This is a genomic window from Burkholderia sp. BCC1999 (assembly GCF_905339975.1).
In the GTDB taxonomy this organism is placed as follows: Bacteria; Pseudomonadota; Gammaproteobacteria; order Burkholderiales; family Burkholderiaceae; genus Burkholderia.
This window is the reverse complement of record NZ_CAJPHP010000022.1, coordinates 119,603-138,687: the sequence shown is the minus strand read 5'-3', so window position 1 is coordinate 138,687 and position 19,085 is coordinate 119,603. Positions and strand designations below refer to the sequence as shown.

Below are 19,085 nucleotides of genomic sequence, written 5' to 3'. Positions count from 1 at the left end.
CCCGACCGCGTGCGCGCGCTGGTGCCGATCGTGCCCGTCCCATGCGGCGGCCTGCGGTTCGACGCCGCGCGACGCGCGCTATTCGAGCGCGCCGCCGACCATCCCGCCGATCGCCGGACCATCATCGACCGCAGCACCGGCGGCCGACTGCCGGCCGCCTGGATCGAGTGGAAAGCCGCGTATTCGGCAGCCTGTTCGTCGGCGCAGGCATTCGGCGCGTACTTCCGCGCATGGGCCGATACGGATTTCAGTGACGAGATCGCCGGTACGCACCCGGTCAAAGTGCTGATCGGCGAACACGATCCCGCGTTCGACGCGGCGTTGATGGCCCATACCTACCTGCGGCGCTATCCGTTCGCCACCGTCGACGTGCTGCGCAATGCCGGCCACTATCCGATGAACGAGACGCCGCTCGCGCTGGTCGCGGCGATGGAAGCGTTTCTGCTCGCCGTGACAGCGTGCCCTGCCGTTGCGTATTGACCGGTCGCACGCCTGCGACATCGTTGCCGCGCGCATCACCGCAGCATGAACGACATCGCCGACAGGCTGTTCAGCGTGCGCACCACGTGCTCGACCGACGGCCCGTCGAAGCGCAGCGTCACCGCATCGACACGCTCGAGCGACGGCAGCACGCAGAACAAGTCAGCCAGCGCGGCCGTCTGCACGCGCAGCGTGCAAGCAGCCGGCGCGGGCCGATGAGCACCGGCACGCACGCCAGCCGACAACGCATGCGCCACCGTATCGCGCGCGGCGGTCGCGATTCGCGCACACGACGCGGCTGGCGTGAGCGTGTCGCCGCTCGATGTGCCGCCGGCCGTCTTGACCGTCTCGAAACGTGCGTCCGGAAACAGCGGCTGCGTTTCCTCGGCGAACACGTCGTCGCCCGTCGCCAGCGCGACGTGCGCACCATATTCCTGCGCCAGCGCGCCATACAGCCCGGCTTCGCCGAGCTCGACGCCGTTCAGCCATACCTGCGTGAACGCGAAGCCGTTGATCGTGTGCGCGAGCACGCCGCGCGTCTGCGATTTCGCGTGATAGCCGATCATGAACACGAGATCGGGCTGCTGTTCAAGGCCCGCCATCATCCCGAGCATGCGCGGCTTGCCAAGCACGACACGCGCACGCGCATCGAGCCCGTCGGGCAGCAGGTTGCGAAAGCCACCGTGCGAATCGTTGACCCATACGGCCTGCGCGCCGCCCGCGAACGCACCTTCGATCGCCGCGTTCGCCTCGGCGGTCATCCAGCGGCGCGCCCGTTCGTACTCCGGATTACCTGCGCGCGTCTGCTCGGTGGCGAATACGCCGGCGATACCTTCGATATCGGTCGAGATCAGGATCTTCATGACTGGGTCGAATGCCCTTCGTTATCTTCGTTGAACAACCGGTCGAGATCGGGCACCGCGTCGCGCAGCGATTGCCGCACGTGGCCGTCGCGCCCGGTGACTGTCACGGCCTGCAGCAATGCGTCGGCGATCGCGTGCTCGACGCTTTCGGCCGCGGCCATGAACAGCGGATCGAGCGCCGCATCGGCCACGAGCGCCGGCAGCGCGATCGTCGATGCATCGTGCGCGATCGTGAAAGCGGTCGAGAACGCCAGCGCGATGTCGCCGCTGCCATGCCCGTAGACGGACCCCGTGCGCGCCAGCCCGGCGCCCGCGCGGCGCGCGAGCCGCGACAACTGCCGCGCGTCGAGCGGTGCATCGGTAGCGAGCAACAGGATGATCGAGCCCTGCTCGAGCGGCGCCGCATGCGCGGCTTCGGCCGCGCGCCGCTGCGCGACGATGCGCCCGAGCGGCACGCCGCCGAGCGTGAGCATCGGCAGCCGGCCGAAATTCGCGAGCACGAGCGCGCCGACCGTATAAGACCGGCCGGCCGCGACGGCGACGCGCGATGCGGAGCCGATCCCGCCCTTCAGGTCGAAACACGACATCCCGCGCCCTGCGCCCACCGCACCGCGTTCGATGTCGCGCGACGCGATGCGGCACGCTTCGTCGTAATGCGCAGCCGTGACCGCGAACGCCTGGATATCGTTCAGATAACCGTCGTTGCACTCGAATACGAGCGGGTTGACGGTCGACCAGTCGCGGCCGATCTGCGGATTCGCCGCGATCGCCGCGCGGATCTGCGCCTGGGCGACCGCGCCGACGCCGAACGTATTGGTCAGCGCGATCGGCGTATCGAGTGTGCCGAGCTCGTCGACCTGCACGAGCCCGACGCTCTTGCCGAAGCCGTTGATCACGGCAACGCCGGCCGGCACCTTGCTGCGGTACACGTCGCCCGCATGCGGCTTCACGACGGTCACCCCCGTCTGCACGCCGCCGGCATCGAGCGTGCAATGACCGACCGTCACGCCCGGCACGTCGGCGATCGTGCCGCGCGGGCCGGCCGGCAGTGTCGCGGCCCACATCGGTGCAACGCCCATCAGCGGCGCTCCAGCTTCGGATCGAGCGCGTCGCGCAGCCCGTCGCCGAGCAGGTTGAACGCGAGCACGGTCAGGAAGATCGCGAGGCTCGGGAAGATGGCGATGTGCGGCGCCGTCACCATGTCCGCGCGCGCCTCGTTGAGCATCGCGCCCCACTCCGGCGTGGGCGGCTGTGCGCCGAGCCCGAGGAACGACAGGCTCGCGGCCGTGATGATCGACGTGCCGATCCGCATCGTGAAGTAGACGACAACCGACGACACGGTGCCCGGCAGGATGTGGCGCATGATGATCGTCCAGTCCGACGCGCCGATACTGCGCGCGGCCTCGACGTAGGTCATGTGCTTGAGCATCAGCGTGTTGCCGCGCACGAGCCGCGCGAACGCCGGAATGCTGAAGATCGCGACCGCGCAGATCACGTTGATCATCCCGTTGCCGAGGATCGCGACCACGCCGATCGCGAGCAGGATGCCGGGGAATGCGAACAGCACGTCGGCGATGCGCATCGTGATGCGGTCCCACCAGCCTTCGTAGTAGCCGGCGAGCAGCCCGAAGAACGTGCCGATCACCGCGCCGAGCGCGACCGAGAAGAAACCGGCCGAGAGCGAGATGCGCGTGCCGACGACGATCCGGCTGAAGATGTCGCGGCCGAGCGAATCGACGCCGAACCAGTGCACGGCCGACGGCCCCGCGTTCAGCGCGTCGTAGTCGAAATAGTTCTCCGGATCGAACGGCACGATGTGCGGGCCGACGAAGGCCAGCACGACGAGCGCCAGCACGAAGCCGCCCGCGACGAGCGCGACGGTCTGTTTGCGGAACTTGCGCCAGAATTCGCGCCACGGCGTGCGGATCGCGGTCGGTGCGGCCGGCGCCGCGGTCGGGACAGTCGCGTTCATGCGCGCCTCACTTGAACCGGATGGTCGGGTTGATGACCGCGTACAGCACGTCGACGGTCAGGTTGATCAGGATGAATTCGAGCGAGAACAGCAGCACGATCGCCTGGATCACGGGGTAGTCGCGCATCGTCACCGCATCGACCAGCAGGCGCCCGAGCCCCGGCCAGTTGAACACGACCTCGACGACGATCGAGCCGCCCAGCAGGAAGCCAAACTGCAGCCCCATCATCGTGACGACCGGAATCATCGCGTTGCGCAGGCAATGCTTGAGCACGACCATCGGCTCGTGCACGCCCTTCGCACGCGCGGTGCGCACGAAATCCTCGTTCAGCACCTCGACGAACGATGCACGCGTGAAGCGCGCCATCACGGCCGCCACCGCCGCGCCGAGCGTCAGCGACGGCAGCACGTAGCTCTTCCACGAGCCGTCCGGCACGACCGGCAGCCAGCCGAGCTTCACCGAGAAGACTTCCATCAGCAGCATGCCGAGCGCGAACGCGGGAAACGAGATGCCCGACACCGCGATCGTCATGCCGAGACGGTCGGGCCAGCGATTGCGCCACACCGCCGATGCAATGCCGATCGCCATGCCGAAGGCCGTCGCCCACACCATGCTGACAAGTGTCAGCAGCAGCGTCGGCATGAAGCGCTCGCCGATTTCGGTCGAAACCGGCCGCTTACTGCGCGTCGACATGCCGAAATCGCCGTGCGCGATCTTCGTGAAGAAATTCACGAACTGCGCGGGCAGCGGCCGGTCGAGCCCGAGATCGGCACGCACGAGCGCGACCGTCGCATCGTCGGCTTCGGGGCCGGCCGCAAGCCGCGCCGGGTCGCCCGGCAGCAGGTGCACGAACAGGAACACCAGCACCGCGACGATCGCGAGCGTGGGCAGCAGGCCGAACAGGCGTTTGACGAGAAAATTCAGCATGGGGCACCGATCGAATCAGCGTGCCGGCGGCCTGCACCGCCGGCACCGCGAGGCAGGCAAGCCGCCGTCATTTCACCGAGATTTCGTCGAAGTTGAACGAGCCGTCCGGCATCACGTACATGCCGTGCAGTCGCTTGTTGCGCGCATAGACGATCTTCTCCTGCACCAGGAAAATCCACGGCGCATCGGTCCACACCTGCTTCTGCGCATCGGCGTAAAGCGAGGCTTTCTTCGCGCGATCGGTCGTCTCGAGCGCCTTCGCGAGATCGTCGTCGACAACAGCGCTCTTGTAGTACGCCGTGTTGTAGAGTTTCGGCGGCGCCGAAGCCGACGCGAGCAGCGGCGTCAGCGCCCAGTTCGCTTCGCCCGTCGATGCCGACCAGCCGCTGTAGTACATCCGCACCGGCGCCGTTGCCGGATCCTGGGCGCTCTCGACCTTTGCGACCCGCTCGCCGGCCTCGAGCGCCTGCACCTTCACCTTCACGCCGACCTGCGCGAGCTGCTGCTGGACGAACTGGATCAGCTTCTGCGCCGTCGAATGGTTGTACGCGGACCAGAGCGTCGATTCGAATCCGTCCGGATAACCGGCTTCCTTCAGCAGCGCACGCGCCTTCGCCGGGTCGTACGGCCAGGGCCCGAGCTTCGTCGCGTATTCGACGCCCATCGGCGCAACCCCGGTCTGCGGTGTCGCGTAACCGGCGAACACGACCTTCGCGAGCGCTTCCTTGTTGACCGCATAGTTCAGCGCTTCACGCACCTTCGGGTTGTCGAACGGCTTTTGCTGCGTGTTCAGCGAAATGTAGCGCTGGATGATCGACGGCGACTCGATCAGTTCGACCTTCGGGTTGCTCTTGAGGTCGTTCGCCTGCTCGAACGGAATCGTGAACGCGAAATCCGCCTCGCCCGTCTTGATCAGCGCCGCGCGCGTGTTGTTGTCGACCACCGGTTTCCAGTCGATGGTGTCGACCTTCGGATAGCCCTTCTTCCAGTAGCCGGCGAACTTCTTCACCTTCATGTCGTCGGTCTGCTTCCATTCGACGAATTCGAACGGTCCGGTGCCGACCGGATGCAGCGACACGTCACGCCCCCACTTCTTCAGCGCGGCCGGCGAGATCATCACCGCCGACGGGTGCGCGAGCGTATTGATGAACGCCGAGAACGGCTCGCGCAGCGTGAACCGCACCGTGGTCGGATCGACCACTTCGGTCTTCTCGATCACGCGGAACAGGCCGTAACGTTTCAGCTTGTTCGCGGGATCGGTCACGCGATCGAAGTTCGCCTTCACTGCCGCCGCGTTGAAATCGGTGCCGTCGTGGAATTTCACGCCCTCGCGCAACTTGACCGTGTACACCTTCGCGTCCGGCGACGCCGTGTAGCTGGTCGCCAGGACGTTGACGAGCTTCATGTTCTTGTCGAAACCGAACAGCCCCTCGTAGAACGACTTGACGACGGCCTGCGACACCGTGTCGTTTGCGTCGTACGGGTCCATCGTCGTGAACGTCGAGTACACGGCGACCACGACGTTCTGCTGCGCGAACGCGGGCACCGCGACCGACAGCGCGAGCGCGCCGGCCCCCGCCGCAAACAGCGCGCGCGGACGGAACATCGGGAACGAATGCGGCTTGTTCATCTTGTTGGGCTCCTGTGGATGATTCGGTAACGCGTGGTGGAAATCGCGGCGTGACTGCCCCCGCTCGGGATAAAGACGCCGTTGCCTGGCGCGTGCGCAGCTGCGGTCCATATGCACTCCGTCACGCACTCAATACGCGCCGCCGACGCGATGCGTCGCGACGTAATGATCGGGGCCGACCGCGACGAGCGGCGCGACGACCGGCTCGTCGCCGATCGCGCGGATCGGGCTCGGTATTTCGTCTGCCGCGAGCTGGCGCGGCGCATGCCGGCGCGCGGGGTCGGCCACCGGCACCGCGCTCATCAGCTTCTTCGTGTACGGATGCTGCGGCGCCTCGAACACCGCGCGGCGCGGACCGATCTCGACGATCTGGCCGAGATACATCACCGCGACGCGATGGCTGATGCGCTCGACCACGGCCATGTCGTGCGAGATGAACAGGTACGCGACGCCGAGCTCGCGCTGCAGGTCGAGCATCAGGTTGACGATCTGCGCCTGCACCGACACGTCGAGCGCCGACACCGATTCGTCGGCGATCACGACCTTCGGGTTCAGCGCGAGTGCACGCGCGATCGCGATCCGCTGGCGCTGGCCGCCCGAGAATTCATGCGGATAGCGTTGCGCTGCCTCGGGCGGCAAGCCGACCTTGTCGAGCAGCCAGTCGACGCGCGCCTGCGCTTCGCTGCCGCGCGCGACGCCGTGCACGAGCAACGGCTCCATGATCGAGAAGCCGACCGTCAGGCGCGGGTTCAGCGACGCGAACGGATCCTGGAAGATGAACTGGATGTTCCGGCGCAGCGCCTGCAGGTCATGCCCCTTCATTGCGCTGATGTCGCGGCCGTCGAATTCGATCGAACCGCTCTGCGATTCGACGAGGCGCAGCAGCGAACGGCCGGTGGTCGACTTGCCGCAGCCCGATTCGCCGACGAGCGCAAGCGTCTCGCCCGCACGCAGCTCGAAGCTCACGCGCTCGACCGCATGCACGTACTGCGACACGCGGCCGAACACGCCGCTTTTCACCGGAAAGCGCGTAACGAGATCGCTCACGCGCAGGATCGGCGGCGCAGCGTGATCGACGGGCGGCTGACCCTCGCCGTGTGCGGCAGACGCGGCGGCCGGAGTCGCGTTCAGCGCATTCGCGTCGTCCACTTTCAGCAGCGGGAATTTCTCGGGCGTGTCGGTGCCTTCCATCGAGCCCAGCCGCGGCACGGCCGCGAGCAGCGCGCGCGTGTAGCGATGCGCGGGCGCCGAGAAGATGCGATCCGACTCGCCCTCCTCGACCTTCTCGCCGCGATACATCACGAGCACGCGGTCGGCCACTTCGGCCACCACGCCCATGTCGTGCGTGATGAAGATCACGCCCATGTTCATTTCGTCCTGCAGCCCGCGTACGAGTTGCAGGATCTGCGCCTGGATCGTCACGTCGAGCGCGGTCGTCGGCTCGTCGGCGATCAACAGCGCGGGCCGGCACGACAGCGCCATCGCGATCATCACGCGCTGCCGCATCCCGCCCGACAGCTGATGCGGATAACGCGCGAACACGCGGCGTGCTTCCGGAATCCGCACGAGATCGAGCAGCCGCAGCGCTTCCGCGCTTGCTTCGGCCGCGCCCTTCGACTGGTGCAGCGCGATCGCCTCGCTGATCTGGTCGCCGACCGTGAACACCGGGTTCAGCGACGTCATCGGCTCCTGGAAGATCATCGCAATGTCCGCGCCGCGGATGCCGCGCATCGTCGCGGCGCTCGCCTGCGCCAGATCGACGAGTGCGCCGCCGCGGCGCCGGAACGCGATCCGGCCGCCCGTGATCGCGCCGCCGCCATGTTCGACGAGCCGCATCAGCGCGAGCGACGTGACCGACTTGCCGGAGCCCGATTCGCCGACGATCGCGAGCGTCTCGCCGCGGTCGACGTGAAACGACACGTTGCGCACGGCGTCGAACGTCACGCCTTCGCGGCGAAACGTGACCGACAGATCGTCGACGGCCACCACGCGCTGTTCGGGCAGCACGAGGCCGGATGGGGTTCGGCTCGAAGTCATGCGGGTCTCTCCTCGTGCGATCCGGATTCAGGCCGCGTCGTCGCGGTAGATGCCGACGACCGGCGCTTCACCGACGCGCGCGTAGCCGCGGTACATCCCTTCGGTGTTGAACGGCATCGCGACATTGCCGTGCGCATCGACCGCGACGAGCCCGCCGCGGCCGGCGAGGCGCGCCAGCTTGTTCATCACGACGTCGTGCGCGGCGTCGGCGAGCGACGCGCCGCGATACGCGATCTGCGCGGCGACGTCATGCGCGGTCGCGAGGCGGATGAACATCTCGCCGGTGCCCGTCGTCGAGACCGCGCAGGTTGCGTCGTCCGCGTAGCAGCCCGCGCCGATGATCGGCGAATCGCCCACCCGCCCCGGCTGCTTGTTCGTGATGCCGCCCGTCGACGTCGCCGCCGCGATGTGGCCGTGCAGGTCGCACGCGACCGCGCCGACCGTGCCGAGCTTGCGGTTCGGATCGAGCGGCTCGGCCGGCTGCGACTTGCCGAACGCGAACGCCGCCGCATCGTGGTCGAGCATCGTGCCGGCCGCCGCGCGCGCCTTGAGCCACTGCGCATGCCGCGCGTCGGTGTCGAAGTAGCCGGGTTCCGCGAGGTCGAGCCCCTGCGCGGCCGCGAACGCATCGGCGCCCGCACCGGCGAACAGCACGTGTTCGCTCGCCTCCATCACCCGCCGCGCGGCGAGCACGGGATTGCGCACACGCGTCGCGCAGCAGATCGCGCCGGCGCCGAGCGTCGCGCCATCCATGACCGCCGCGTCGAGTTCGTGCTTGCCTTCGGCCGTGTAGACCGCGCCCCGCCCGGCGTTGAACAGCGGACAGTCCTCGAGCATCCGCACCGCGACGGTGACGGCGTCGAGCGCGCTGCCGCCATCGGCCAGCACCTGCTGCGCGGCCTGCAGGATGGCGGTCAGTTCGGTGCGGTACCGACGTTCGGTATCGGTATCCATCGCCTCGCGCAGGATCGTGCCTGCGCCGCCGTGAATCGCAACGATCGCGGTTGAAGTCATGATTTTTTCGGACGTGAGGAAGAAGGGTTGGTGGCCGGCAACGCCGCCTGCGGCTGCACGAGCCACGGCAGCAGGAATTCGGTCATCTCGGCCGCGGACTTCGCGGACCGGTGCGTGCGCAGCGCGACCGCGTCGATCAGCGCCTCGATCATCGTGAGCACGGCGGCTTCCGACGTGGCCGCGAAACGCCGTTCGGCCTTGACGTACAGGTTCAGCGACGCGATCGGCGCCAGCGGCGACTGCGGGCCGTCGGAGATGCCGAGCACGCGCGCGCCGCGCGCCGCCGCCCGGCGGGCCAGCTCGATCGTGTCCTTCACGTAGCGCGGAAACGCGAGTGCGATTACGAGATCGCGCGAATCGGCCGTATACAGGCGCCGCGCCGCGTGCGACGGGCCGCCGAGCAGCGCGAGCGACTGCACGTTGTCGTGGCACACCGACAGCCCGTGCTCCATCAGCCCGGTAAGGAACGCGCTCGATCCGGCGCCGAGGATCAGCACGCGCCGCGCGCCGACGATCGCTTCGACCGCGGCCTCGACATCGGCCGCATCCAGTTGCGCGCGCGTGCTCTCGATATTGGCGGCAGCCTGGTCGAATACCGCGTCGATCCAGGCGGCGCCGCGCACGCCGGGCTCCAGTTCCTGCGCGGAGCGCAGCCGCTCGACCGGCCCGAGCGTCGCCTCGAAGCCACGCACGAGCGCCGCGCGCATCGCCGGATAGCCGTCGAAGCCAAGCGCCTTCGCGAAGCGGTTCGCGGTCGCGATCGACGCATTCACGGCCTGCGCGAGTTCGTCGATCCGCATCGTCGCCGCGCGAAACGGATTGGCAAGCACGAATTCGCCCATGCGCCGGTGGATCGGCGTCATCAACGGCATCGCCGACGCGATCCGCTCGGCGATCGCGGGTTCGTCGTGACTGGCGTCGTACGGAACGAGAGGCGTCATGCGAAGGGCCGTTGCAAGGATGATGAAAATCAATTTACACAATCCACACCCCGGAAAGAAATAAATTTTCATCAGGGTTGTCACGCCCCTTTCCGGGCCCGGCCACCGCACAACGATCGCTCAGGCCCGCCGCACGGGCCTTTGGCACGCGGCCGCCGGCGCTCGCCGCCGAGCCCCCCATCACCCGCCCATCGGGAAAACCCCGAGCAAGTTCGTTCGAATGCAGATTCACGTTGACCGGATTCGAATTCGAACATAGGATGTTCGAAAATGATCAGTCGTCAGATAACACAGCGATTTAATGACGGCAAAATGTTCGCTCGAACGCCGTGATTTCGATATAAACCGGGAAAGCCGGCGCACATCAAGATCGGACATCGTACGAATAAAACGAAACAAGCCATCTCGATGGATGGCCCTCATGGATCGGGCAGGCGCCGCACGCCTGCCCTGCCTGACAGGAGACAGCAGTGAAGACAGTCAAGGCGTTGCGCTGGTGGATCATCGTGCTCGTGTGCCTCGGCACGATCCTCAACTACCTCGCACGGAATTCCCTCGCGGTGCTCGCGCCCGAGCTGAAGCAGGTGTTCTCGATCTCGACGCAGCAATATTCGTACATCGTGGGGGCCTTCCAGATCGGCTACACGATCATGCAGCCGGTGTGCGGGTTCGTCGTCGACCTGATCGGGCTGCGGCTTGGGTTCGCGCTGTTCGCGATGCTGTGGTCGGTGGTCGGCGTCGCGCATGGCTTCGCGTCGGGCTGGCTGTCGCTCGGCGTCTTGCGCGGTTTTCTCGGGCTGTTCGAAGCCGCCGCGATTCCGTCGGGGATGAAGGCCGTCGCCGAATGGTTTCCCGATCGCGAGAAGTCCGTCGCGGTCGGCTACTTCAACGCGGGCACGTCGCTCGGCGCCGCAATCGCGCCGCCGCTCGTCGTGTTCCTGTCGATGCGGTTCGGCTGGCAGGCCGCGTTCATGGCCACCGGCGCACTCGGGTTCGTGTGGGCCGCGCTCTGGTACACGCAATACCGGTCGCCGGCCGATCATCCGCGCATCACGCCGCAGGAGCGTGCGCTGATCCGCGACGGCCAGGCCACGATGCCGCCCGTGTCGAAGCGCCGCATCCGCGACGTCATCACCGCGCGGCGCTTCTGGGCCATCGCGCTGCCGCGCTTCTTCGCGGAGCCCGCGTGGCAAACCTTCAGCTTCTGGATTCCGCTGTACCTCGCGACCGAGCGCCACATGCCGCTCACGCAGATCGCGATCTTCGCGTGGATGCCGTTTCTGGCGGCCGATGCCGGCGGCATCGCGGGCGGCTACCTGTCGCCGTATCTCGCGAAACGCTACAAGCTGCCGCTGGTGTGGTCGCGCGTCGCCGGCGTCGCGCTCGGCGCGGTGCTGATGCTCGGGCCCGCGATGATCGGCCTCGTGTCGTCGCCGTACACGGCCATCGCGCTGTTCTGCGTCGGCGGCTTCGCGCACCAGATGATCTCCGCGCTCGTCAACACGCTGTCGGCCGACGTGTTCGATCCCGAGGAAGTCGGCACGGCGAGCGGCTTCGCCGGGATGGCCGCGTGGATCGGCGGCCTCGGCTTCTCGCTGCTGGTCGGCGCACTCGCCGACAAGATCGGCTATGCGCCGCTGTTCGCCTGCCTCGGCCTGTTCGACATCATCGGCGTCACGCTGCTCGCGGTGCTGATCCGCGGGCAGTCGAAGCAGGAACGCCTGCTCGCACGGCACGCCTGACAACTGCCCTCACCAGGAATCGCATTCATGACTTCGCTTCTTCATCCGCCCGTGTTCCGCGTTGCCGGCATGCACGCGAACCGCGTGCTGCTCGCGTCCGATGCCGGCGCCACCATCGAGATCTTCGTGCTCGAGGACGACATCGTGCGCGTACGCGTGCTGCCCGACGCGACGGCACGCAACCCACGCACGTGGACGATCGCGCCGGGTCTCGACGACGTGCCGCTCGACGGGCGCGACCGCCTCGATCTCGACGGCTTCGCGCTGCCCGCCTTTTCGCTCGCCGAAGGCGACGACGGCCTGCACATCGAAACCGAGCAGATCCGGCTCGCCGTGCGTTGGCAAGGCGGCCATTGCACGTGGTCGATGCGCGGCGCGGACGGTACGTGGCGCGTCGCGCTCGCCGACCGCTCGACGCAGGCGTACAACTTCGGCTGGTGGGACGACCGCGCCTATCACTACGTTGCCCGCGAGCGCGGCGACAAGGTGTTCGGCCTCGGCGAACGCGCGGGCGAACTCGACCGCACGGGCGCGCGCTTCGAGATGCGCAACATCGACGCGATGGGCTACAGCGCGAAACATACCGACCCGCTGTACAAGCACATCCCGTTCTACATCACGTGGTCGCCCGACACGTGCCAGGGCTTCGGGCTGTTCTACGACACGCTGTCGGATTGCACGTTCGACATGGGCCGCGAACTCGACAACTATCACGGCCCGTATCGCTATTTCGTCGCCGAGCACGGCGATCTCGACTACTACTTCATCGCATCGCCCGACACGCCGCTCGCGGCCGCGCGGTGCTTCACATGGCTCACCGGGCGCCCCGCGCGCACGCCGAAATGGGGGCTCGGCTATTCGGGCTCGACGATGAGCTATACCGATGCGCCGGACGCGCAGCAGCAGATGAACCGGTTCGTCGAGCAGTGCGACGCGCACGACGTCCTGTGCGATTCGTTCCACCTGTCGTCAGGCTATACGTCGATCGGCGCGAAGCGCTACGTGTTCAACTGGAACCGCGACAAGTTCCCCGACGCGAAGGGCTTCGCGCAGCACTATCGCGATCACGGCATCCGCCTGTGCGCGAACATCAAGCCGTGCCTGCTGCGCGATCATCCCGCGTTCGACGATGCCGCGCAGCGCGGCCTGCTGATCCGCTCGGCGTCCGGCGAACCCGCGTGGGTGCAGTTCTGGGACGAGGTCGGCGCGTACCTCGACTTCACGCAGCCGGACGCGTACCGCTGGTGGCGCGAACAGGTCACGTCGGCGCTGCTCGACTACGGGATCGAGTCGACCTGGAACGACAACAACGAATACGAGATCTGGTCGCCCGACGCGATCGCGCACGGCTTCGGCCAGCCGTTCCCGGCGCGCGAGGCGAAGGTGCTGCAGACGATGCTGATGATGCGCGCGTCGCGCGAAGCGCAGCGCGCGCACGCGCCGGCGCAGCGGCCGTTCCTCGTGTCGCGCTCCGGCGGCGCCGGCATGCAGCGCTACGTGCAGACCTGGTCCGGCGACAACTACACGTCGTGGGAAACGCTGCGCTACAACCTGAAGATGGGCCTCGGGCTCGCGCTGTCGGGCGTGTCGAACATCGGCCACGACATCGGCGGCTTCTCCGGCCCCGCGCCGTCGCCCGAGCTGCTGCTGCGCTGGGTGCAGTTCGGCATCTTCATGCCGCGCTTCAGCATCCATTCGTGGAACGACGACGGCACCGTCAACGAGCCGTGGATGTATCCGGAGATCACCGCGCAGATCGCGTCGCTGATCAAGCAGCGCTACCGGCTGCTGCCTTACCTCTATCACCTGCTGTGGCTGTCGACGACGCGTTACGAGCCCGTGCTGCGGCCGACCCTGGCCGGTTTCCCCGGCGATGCACGCTGCTACGACGCATGCGACGACATGATGCTCGGCGACGCGCTACTCGTCGCGCCGGTCGTCGATCCCGGCCAGACGGCGCGCACGGTCTATCTGCCCGCGGGCGCGCGCTGGATGTGCTGCGCGAGCGCGCAGGCGTTCGACGGCGGCGCAAGCGTGACGCTGCCCGCACCGCTCGACACGCCGGTGATGCTGCTGCGCGAAGGCCGCGTGCTGCCGCTGAACGTCGCGGAACAGCATTTCGGCGCGCGCGCCGACACGCGCGGCTTCCTCGTCGCGCCGCGCATCGAGGACGGCGTCGCGTACGGCGAATGCGTCGAGGACGACGGCGAAACGGAAGCGTGGCGCGACGGCGAATACGGACTGTGGCGCATCGAAACCGGCCGCGAGGCATCGGGCGTGCTCGGCGTGTCGGTCCGCTGGGACGGCCGCCCGGGCCGCCCGGCCGAGCGCGTCGAAATCCTGCTGCCCGCCTCGCTGCAAGGCGCGGTCGCCGTGCGCGGCGCGCGCATCGATCAGGACGCGCCGGACGGCGCATGGCGCCGCATCGTCGTCGCGCTCGACCACTGAAGCAAGCCTGATCAGGCGGGCCGTTCGCGCGGCCCGCCGCCCGCCACAGAGGAGGCGCCCCAGCCTCCCGCCCCCGTTGAAAAGATGAAGAGATCTGGAGATCGACAATGAAAGCACCCGTCAACCGCTATGCAATCCTTATTTTATCGGCCGCCTCGCTCGGCTCGACCGCCGCCCACGCGCAGAGCAGCGTGACGCTGTACGGCGTCGTCGACGATTCGATCGCGTACGTGAACAACCAGCAGGGCCACTCGAATATCTACATGCGCGACGGCAACCTGTATGCGTCGAAATTCGGGCTGCGCGGCGACGAGGATCTCGGCGGCGGCACGCACGCGATCTTCGACCTGCAGTCCGGCTTCAACCTGAATACCGGCGCGCAGGCCGCCGCCGGCACGATCTTCAACCGCCAGGCATTCGTCGGCCTGCGCAACGATCACTACGGCACGTTGACGGCCGGCCGCCAGTACACGCCCTACTTCCTGTTCGTCGGCCCGTATGCGTCGAGCAGCTGGCTGACCGGTGCCACTGGCGCGCATCCGGGCGACATCGACGGCCTCGACACGACGATCCGCGTGAACAATTCGGTTACCTATACGTCGCCGACCTTCGCGGGGCTGACCGCGAGCGCGATGTACGCATTCGGCGGCATCGCCGGCGCGACCGGCAAGGGCAACACGTTCAGCGCCGCGCTGCGCTACGCGAACGGGCCGATCGGGATTGCAGCCGGCTACCTGCGGATCAACAGCTCGGGCTCGTCCGCCGGCTTCCTGAACCCGGCCACCGCCTCGTCGGGCAGCTTCGCGGTATCCGTGCTGAACCAGGGCTACCTGAGCGCGAAGGCCGTCGAGCAGGTCGCGGCGGCCGGCAACTACACGCTCGGCGACCTGACGATGGGCGTCAACTACTCGAACGTGAAGTACCTGCCCGGCAACGGCTCCGCGTTCACCGATACGGCCGTGTTCAATACCTACGGCGCGCTCGCCGCGTACCGCTTCACGCCGACGTTCTCGGTGGCCGGCGCGTTCGCGTACACGCTCGCGTCGAAGGCGAACGGCGTCGCAAACGCGGCCCGCTACCAGCAGTACTCGCTGAAGGAGTCGTACAGCCTGTCGAAACGGACGACGCTCTATGCGCTGCAGGCCTACACGCATTCGAGCGGCCAGACGCTCGGCGCGCAAGGCGCCGGCCACATCGTCGACGCGGCACCGATCGTCGGCGATTCGCAGCAGCTCACGCCGTCGACCACGCACGGCCAGTTCGTCGGCATGGCCGGTATCGCCGTCACGTTCTGAACCTGCCCGGCAGCGCCTTCGGCGCGCTGCCGCCGCCCCGGACGATGCGCATTCCGCATGCGCCGTCCGGGCGCCCGGTGCGCTTTCGCCGCACCGCTCTCCCCACCCCGTCCGCCTGCCGCGCGAACCGCGCGGGTTTGCCCGATCGCCCCGATACCTTACAATTCGTCAGGTTGATCCCTCCTGCATGCCCCTTCTTGCAGTCCTGACACCGCGGTACACTCGACGCACGCCGTATCAGGGTCCGACGCGCGACGCGCGCGCCGGGCGGCGTTGCGCCTCGTTGCGCCTACAACTGGATGCCCGCCATGCCAGATTCCCGTCCCTCGCCCCGCACGACGTTCAAGCCGCAGGTCGTCCTGCCCGCGCTCGCCGTGATCGGCGCGCTGCTCGTCGTGTGCGCGCTGCGCCCGAGCGAAGCCGGCGCGCTGTTCTCCGCCGGCCAGCAATGGGTCATCGCACGCTTCGACTGGTTCTACGTGCTCGCCGTTACCGGCTTCCTCGTGTTTCTCGTGCTGATCGCCGCCAGCGACTTCGGCAACATCCGCCTCGGCCCCGACGACGCCGAACCCGAATTCAGCTTCGTATCGTGGACGGCCATGCTGTTCGCGGCCGGCATGGGCATCGGCCTCATGTACTTCGGCGTCGGCGAACCGATGCAGCATTTCCTGAAGCCGCCGACCGTCGACCCCGGCACGCCCGCCGCCGCGCGCGAGGCGATGCTGATGACCTTCTTCCACTGGGGCTTCCATGCGTGGGCGATCTACGGGCTGATGGGGCTCGTGCTCGCGTACTTCGGCTTTCGCTACAACCTGCCGCTGACACTGCGCTCGGGGCTCTATCCGGTGCTGCGCGAGCGCATCAACGGCTGGATCGGCCACACCGTCGACGCGTTCGCGCTGGTCGGCACGGTCGCCGGCATCGCGACGACGCTCGGCTACGGCGTGATGCAGCTGAGCGCGGGCCTGCATACGGTCGGCGGCTGGGACACCGGCAGCAACGTGTTCCGCATCGGGCTCGTCGCGGCCGTCGTGATCCTCGCGGGCGTATCGGCCGCGACCGGCCTCGACAAGGGCGTGCGCCGGCTGTCCGAGCTGAACCTCCTGCTCGCGTTCCTGCTGCTCGCCTTCGTGGTCGTCGCGGGCCCGACGGCGTTCCTGCTGCGCGCACTCGGCGACAACATCGGCCAGTACCTGTCCAGCCTCGTCGACCTGTCGTTCCGCACGTACGCGTACGCGCCGCCGCGCGAGGAAGGCTGGTTCGGCGGCTGGACGATCCTCTACTGGGCGTGGTGGATATCGTGGTCGCCGTTCGTCGGCATGTTCATCGCGCGCATTTCGCGCGGCCGCACGATCCGACAGTTCGTGATCGGCGTGCTGCTCGTGCCGACCGCGTTCAACCTCGTGTGGATGACGGTGTTCGGCAACAGCGCGATCTGGCTCGATACGCATGGCGCGGCCGGCGCGCTCGCGCAGACGGCCACCAACGTCGATGCGCTGCTGTTCCGCTTCTTCGATTTCCTGCCGTTTCCGCAATTGATGTCGATCGCCGCGATCGTGCTGATCGCCGTGTTCTTCGTGACGTCCGCCGATTCGGGCGCGTTCGTGATCGACCAGATCGCGACGCGCGGCAACACGCACTCGCCCGTGTGGCAGCGGCTGTTCTGGGCTGCGCTGCTCGGCGTGACGGCCGCGGTGCTGCTCGTCGCCGGCGGGCTCGGCGCGCTGCAGGCGATGACGCTGATCGCCGCGCTGCCGGTCGCGATCATCATGCTCGCGCTGTGCTACGGGCTTTGGCGCGGGCTCGCGGCCGACCGCGCGCACTATTCGCAGGACGTCGCGCCCGCGGCGAGCTTCTGGACCGGCCAGCACTGGCGCCACCGCCTGACGCACATCCTGCGGCAGACGACCGAGGCCGAGGCACGCCAGTTCGTCGCGGAGACCATCGAGCCGGCGCTGCGCAAGGTTGCCGACGAGCTGCGCGCGAGCGGCGTCGATGCGCTCGTGCAGCGCGACAGCGACGATGCGGCGCGGCTCACCGTGCCGACCGCCGAGCATCGCGACTTCGTGTACGGCGTGCGCGTGACGGCCAAATCCGCGGCTGCGTTCCTCGTGCGCGAGGCCGCCGAGCCCGATGCGGCGCGCGAGCACGTATACGGGATCGTCACGTTCTTCGAAGACGGCCGGCTCGGCTACGACGTCGAATACCTGCGCGGCGACGAGGTGATCGCCGACGTGCTGCGCCAGTACGAACGCTACGTGTCGCTCGCCGCCGACAAGCGGACGCATCTGCTGAGCCGTGCGCCGGGACATGCGACGGAGGCCGAATGAGCCCGCGTGCCGCCTTCACTGCGTCGTGGCACATTGCCACGCCCGACGGAGCCATACGATGACCGGGTTCCTGCAAAGCCGCGCCTCCGACGTCATCGCGCTCGGCACGCTCGCCGTGCTCTATCTCGGCGGAGCCGGCATCGCGCTGTGGCGGATCCGCGCCGCGGCGCCGCGCGGCAAGATCTACTGGATCGTGAGCGCGGCGCTGCTCGCCGGCGGCGCCATCGCGATGGGCATCAACCTGTCGCCGATGCCGGACACCGGGAACATGCCGCCCGGGTTTGCGCTCGGCGTCGAGGCCGTCCTGCTCGGCCTCGTGTTGGTCGCCGGCGGTTGCGCGTGGCTGATGCTGCGCGCGCGGCGACGCTGACACGCGTACGGCACGCGGCCCGGCCTCGTCCCGCGCGAACGGCAACGCGCGGGGCAAAGCGGCCGCCGCTTCCCTGATCCGCTTCCTTGCCGCAACGGCTTACGCGGACGGTGCTCGCGCCGTCACGAGCCAGCATGCGGCGTCGAAGCGCACATCCGCGCCGTCGACGTAAGGCTCGAACGCGGTACGCATCGTGTCGACCACGCGCCGCCGCGTCGCCTCGTCCACCTCCAGCAGCGCAAGCCCGACCGGGCCCAGCCGGGTGATGTAGTCGTCCAGCGCGGGCGCGGGCAGCGCGCACGCCAGATCGACCGGCTCGATCGCCATGTCCGCCCAGCCACTGTCCGACAGCACCGACGCGATCCGCTGCCGGTCGCCGAACCCGAACTGCCCCGGCGCGCCGGGTCGCCGTACGGGCAGGTTCGGCAGCAACGGCGCCGCGGCCCGCTCGGCGATCGTCATGAACGGATTGTCTGCCGCGCTGCGCCATGCGACGAACCGCATCTGCGCATTCGGCCGCGCCGCATGCCGCAGGTTCGCGAACGCACGAACCGGATCGTCGAAGAACATCACACCGAGGCGCGACACGATCAGGTCGACGCTCGCGGGCTCGAATATATGCGTCTGCACGTCCGCACGCACGAAGCGGGCGTGAACGCCGCTGCGTTCGGCGCGCACCTGCGCTGCGTCGATCATCCGGGCCGAGATATCGATGCCCGTGCATTGCGCGTGCGCACCGAGCCGCCGCGCGATCGCAACCGTGACCGCGCCCGTGCCGCAGCCGACATCGAGCACGCTGCGCGCGGGCGACGTGGCCGCCGCCTCCACCAGCAACTTCTCCAACGGCTCGAACATCCGGTCGATCGGCGCCTGCGTATCGACCCAGGCGCGCCCCGACGGGCCGTTCCAAAGCGCGGATTGTTCGTCATTGGGCTGCCTGGTTTCCATCGTCGATTCCCTTTCCGGTTCATTGATCGTGCATCGCACTGTGCTGCTTCAAGCCGACTTGAAGTCAAGCCCCTCGGGCCGCGACCT

General features: G+C 68.0%; 15 protein-coding genes. 6 read left to right on the top strand and 9 right to left on the bottom strand.

The features are described from left to right. On the top strand, window positions 1–480 hold a 480-nt coding region (locus U5809_RS27540; RefSeq protein ID WP_322088839.1), incomplete at its 5' end, for an alpha/beta hydrolase. Window positions 481–515: 35 nt separating this feature from the next. Here the strand turns inward: U5809_RS27540 and U5809_RS27535 are convergent. From U5809_RS27535 to U5809_RS27500, 8 genes are all read right to left on the bottom strand, one after another. Then, on the bottom strand, window positions 516–1,343 hold the full coding sequence (locus U5809_RS27535) for a M55 family metallopeptidase (RefSeq protein ID WP_322088838.1): 828 nt from the start codon (window positions 1,341–1,343) through the stop codon (window positions 516–518). Further along, complete coding sequence (locus U5809_RS27530) at window positions 1,340–2,422, bottom strand: P1 family peptidase (protein ID WP_322088837.1); 1,083 nt, start codon at window positions 2,420–2,422, stop codon at window positions 1,340–1,342. The genes U5809_RS27535 and U5809_RS27530 overlap by 4 nt, the downstream gene beginning before the upstream one ends. Continuing rightward, a complete protein-coding gene (gene gsiD / locus U5809_RS27525) occupies window positions 2,422–3,315 on the bottom strand; it encodes a glutathione ABC transporter permease GsiD (RefSeq protein WP_322088836.1) in 894 nt (297 codons plus the stop codon). Before gsiD ends, U5809_RS27530 begins: the two co-directional genes overlap by 1 nt. 7 nt (window positions 3,316–3,322) lie before the next feature. Further along, entirely contained in the window at window positions 3,323–4,243 is a 921-nt protein-coding gene (gsiC, locus tag U5809_RS27520) for a glutathione ABC transporter permease GsiC (protein ID WP_282510395.1), read from the bottom strand. A 67-nt stretch (window positions 4,244–4,310) separates the two neighbouring features. Beyond that, entirely contained in the window at window positions 4,311–5,873 is a 1,563-nt protein-coding gene (gsiB, locus tag U5809_RS27515; protein ID WP_322088835.1) for a glutathione ABC transporter substrate-binding protein GsiB, read from the bottom strand. A gap of 129 nt (window positions 5,874–6,002) precedes the next feature. Then, window positions 6,003–7,910, bottom strand: a complete 1,908-nt coding sequence (locus tag U5809_RS27510; protein WP_322088834.1) for a dipeptide ABC transporter ATP-binding protein — start codon at window positions 7,908–7,910, stop codon at window positions 6,003–6,005. 27 nt (window positions 7,911–7,937) lie between these two features. After that, complete coding sequence (locus tag U5809_RS27505) at window positions 7,938–8,924, bottom strand: isoaspartyl peptidase/L-asparaginase (protein WP_322088833.1); 987 nt, start codon at window positions 8,922–8,924, stop codon at window positions 7,938–7,940. Continuing rightward, the gene (locus tag U5809_RS27500; protein WP_322088832.1) at window positions 8,921–9,865 is read right to left on the bottom strand and encodes a MurR/RpiR family transcriptional regulator; all 945 of its coding nucleotides are present in this window, start codon (window positions 9,863–9,865) and stop codon (window positions 8,921–8,923) included. Before U5809_RS27500 ends, U5809_RS27505 begins: the two co-directional genes overlap by 4 nt. Window positions 9,866–10,335: 470 nt before the next feature. Between U5809_RS27500 and U5809_RS27495 the strand changes: the two genes are divergently transcribed. From U5809_RS27495 to U5809_RS27475, 5 genes are all read left to right on the top strand, one after another. Then, a complete protein-coding gene (locus U5809_RS27495) occupies window positions 10,336–11,607 on the top strand; it encodes an MFS transporter (RefSeq protein WP_322088831.1) in 1,272 nt (423 codons plus the stop codon). Between the two features lie 27 nt (window positions 11,608–11,634). Then, complete coding sequence (locus tag U5809_RS27490; RefSeq protein ID WP_322088830.1) at window positions 11,635–14,055, top strand: glycoside hydrolase family 31 protein; 2,421 nt, start codon at window positions 11,635–11,637, stop codon at window positions 14,053–14,055. A gap of 107 nt (window positions 14,056–14,162) precedes the next feature. Next, window positions 14,163–15,350, top strand: a complete 1,188-nt coding sequence (locus U5809_RS27485) for a porin (protein ID WP_322088829.1) — start codon at window positions 14,163–14,165, stop codon at window positions 15,348–15,350. A gap of 308 nt (window positions 15,351–15,658) precedes the next feature. Beyond that, window positions 15,659–17,680 (top strand): BCCT family transporter, encoded by a 2,022-nt coding sequence (locus U5809_RS27480; protein ID WP_322088828.1) that lies wholly within the window; start codon window positions 15,659–15,661, stop codon window positions 17,678–17,680. 58 nt (window positions 17,681–17,738) lie between these two features. Then, window positions 17,739–18,050 (top strand): hypothetical protein, encoded by a 312-nt coding sequence (locus U5809_RS27475; RefSeq protein WP_322088827.1) that lies wholly within the window; start codon window positions 17,739–17,741, stop codon window positions 18,048–18,050. A 99-nt stretch (window positions 18,051–18,149) separates the two neighbouring features. Here U5809_RS27475 and U5809_RS27470 read toward each other — a convergent pair whose 3' ends face one another. After that, window positions 18,150–18,998 (bottom strand): class I SAM-dependent methyltransferase, encoded by an 849-nt coding sequence (locus tag U5809_RS27470; RefSeq protein ID WP_322088826.1) that lies wholly within the window; start codon window positions 18,996–18,998, stop codon window positions 18,150–18,152. Window positions 18,999–19,085: the final 87 nt, after the last annotated feature.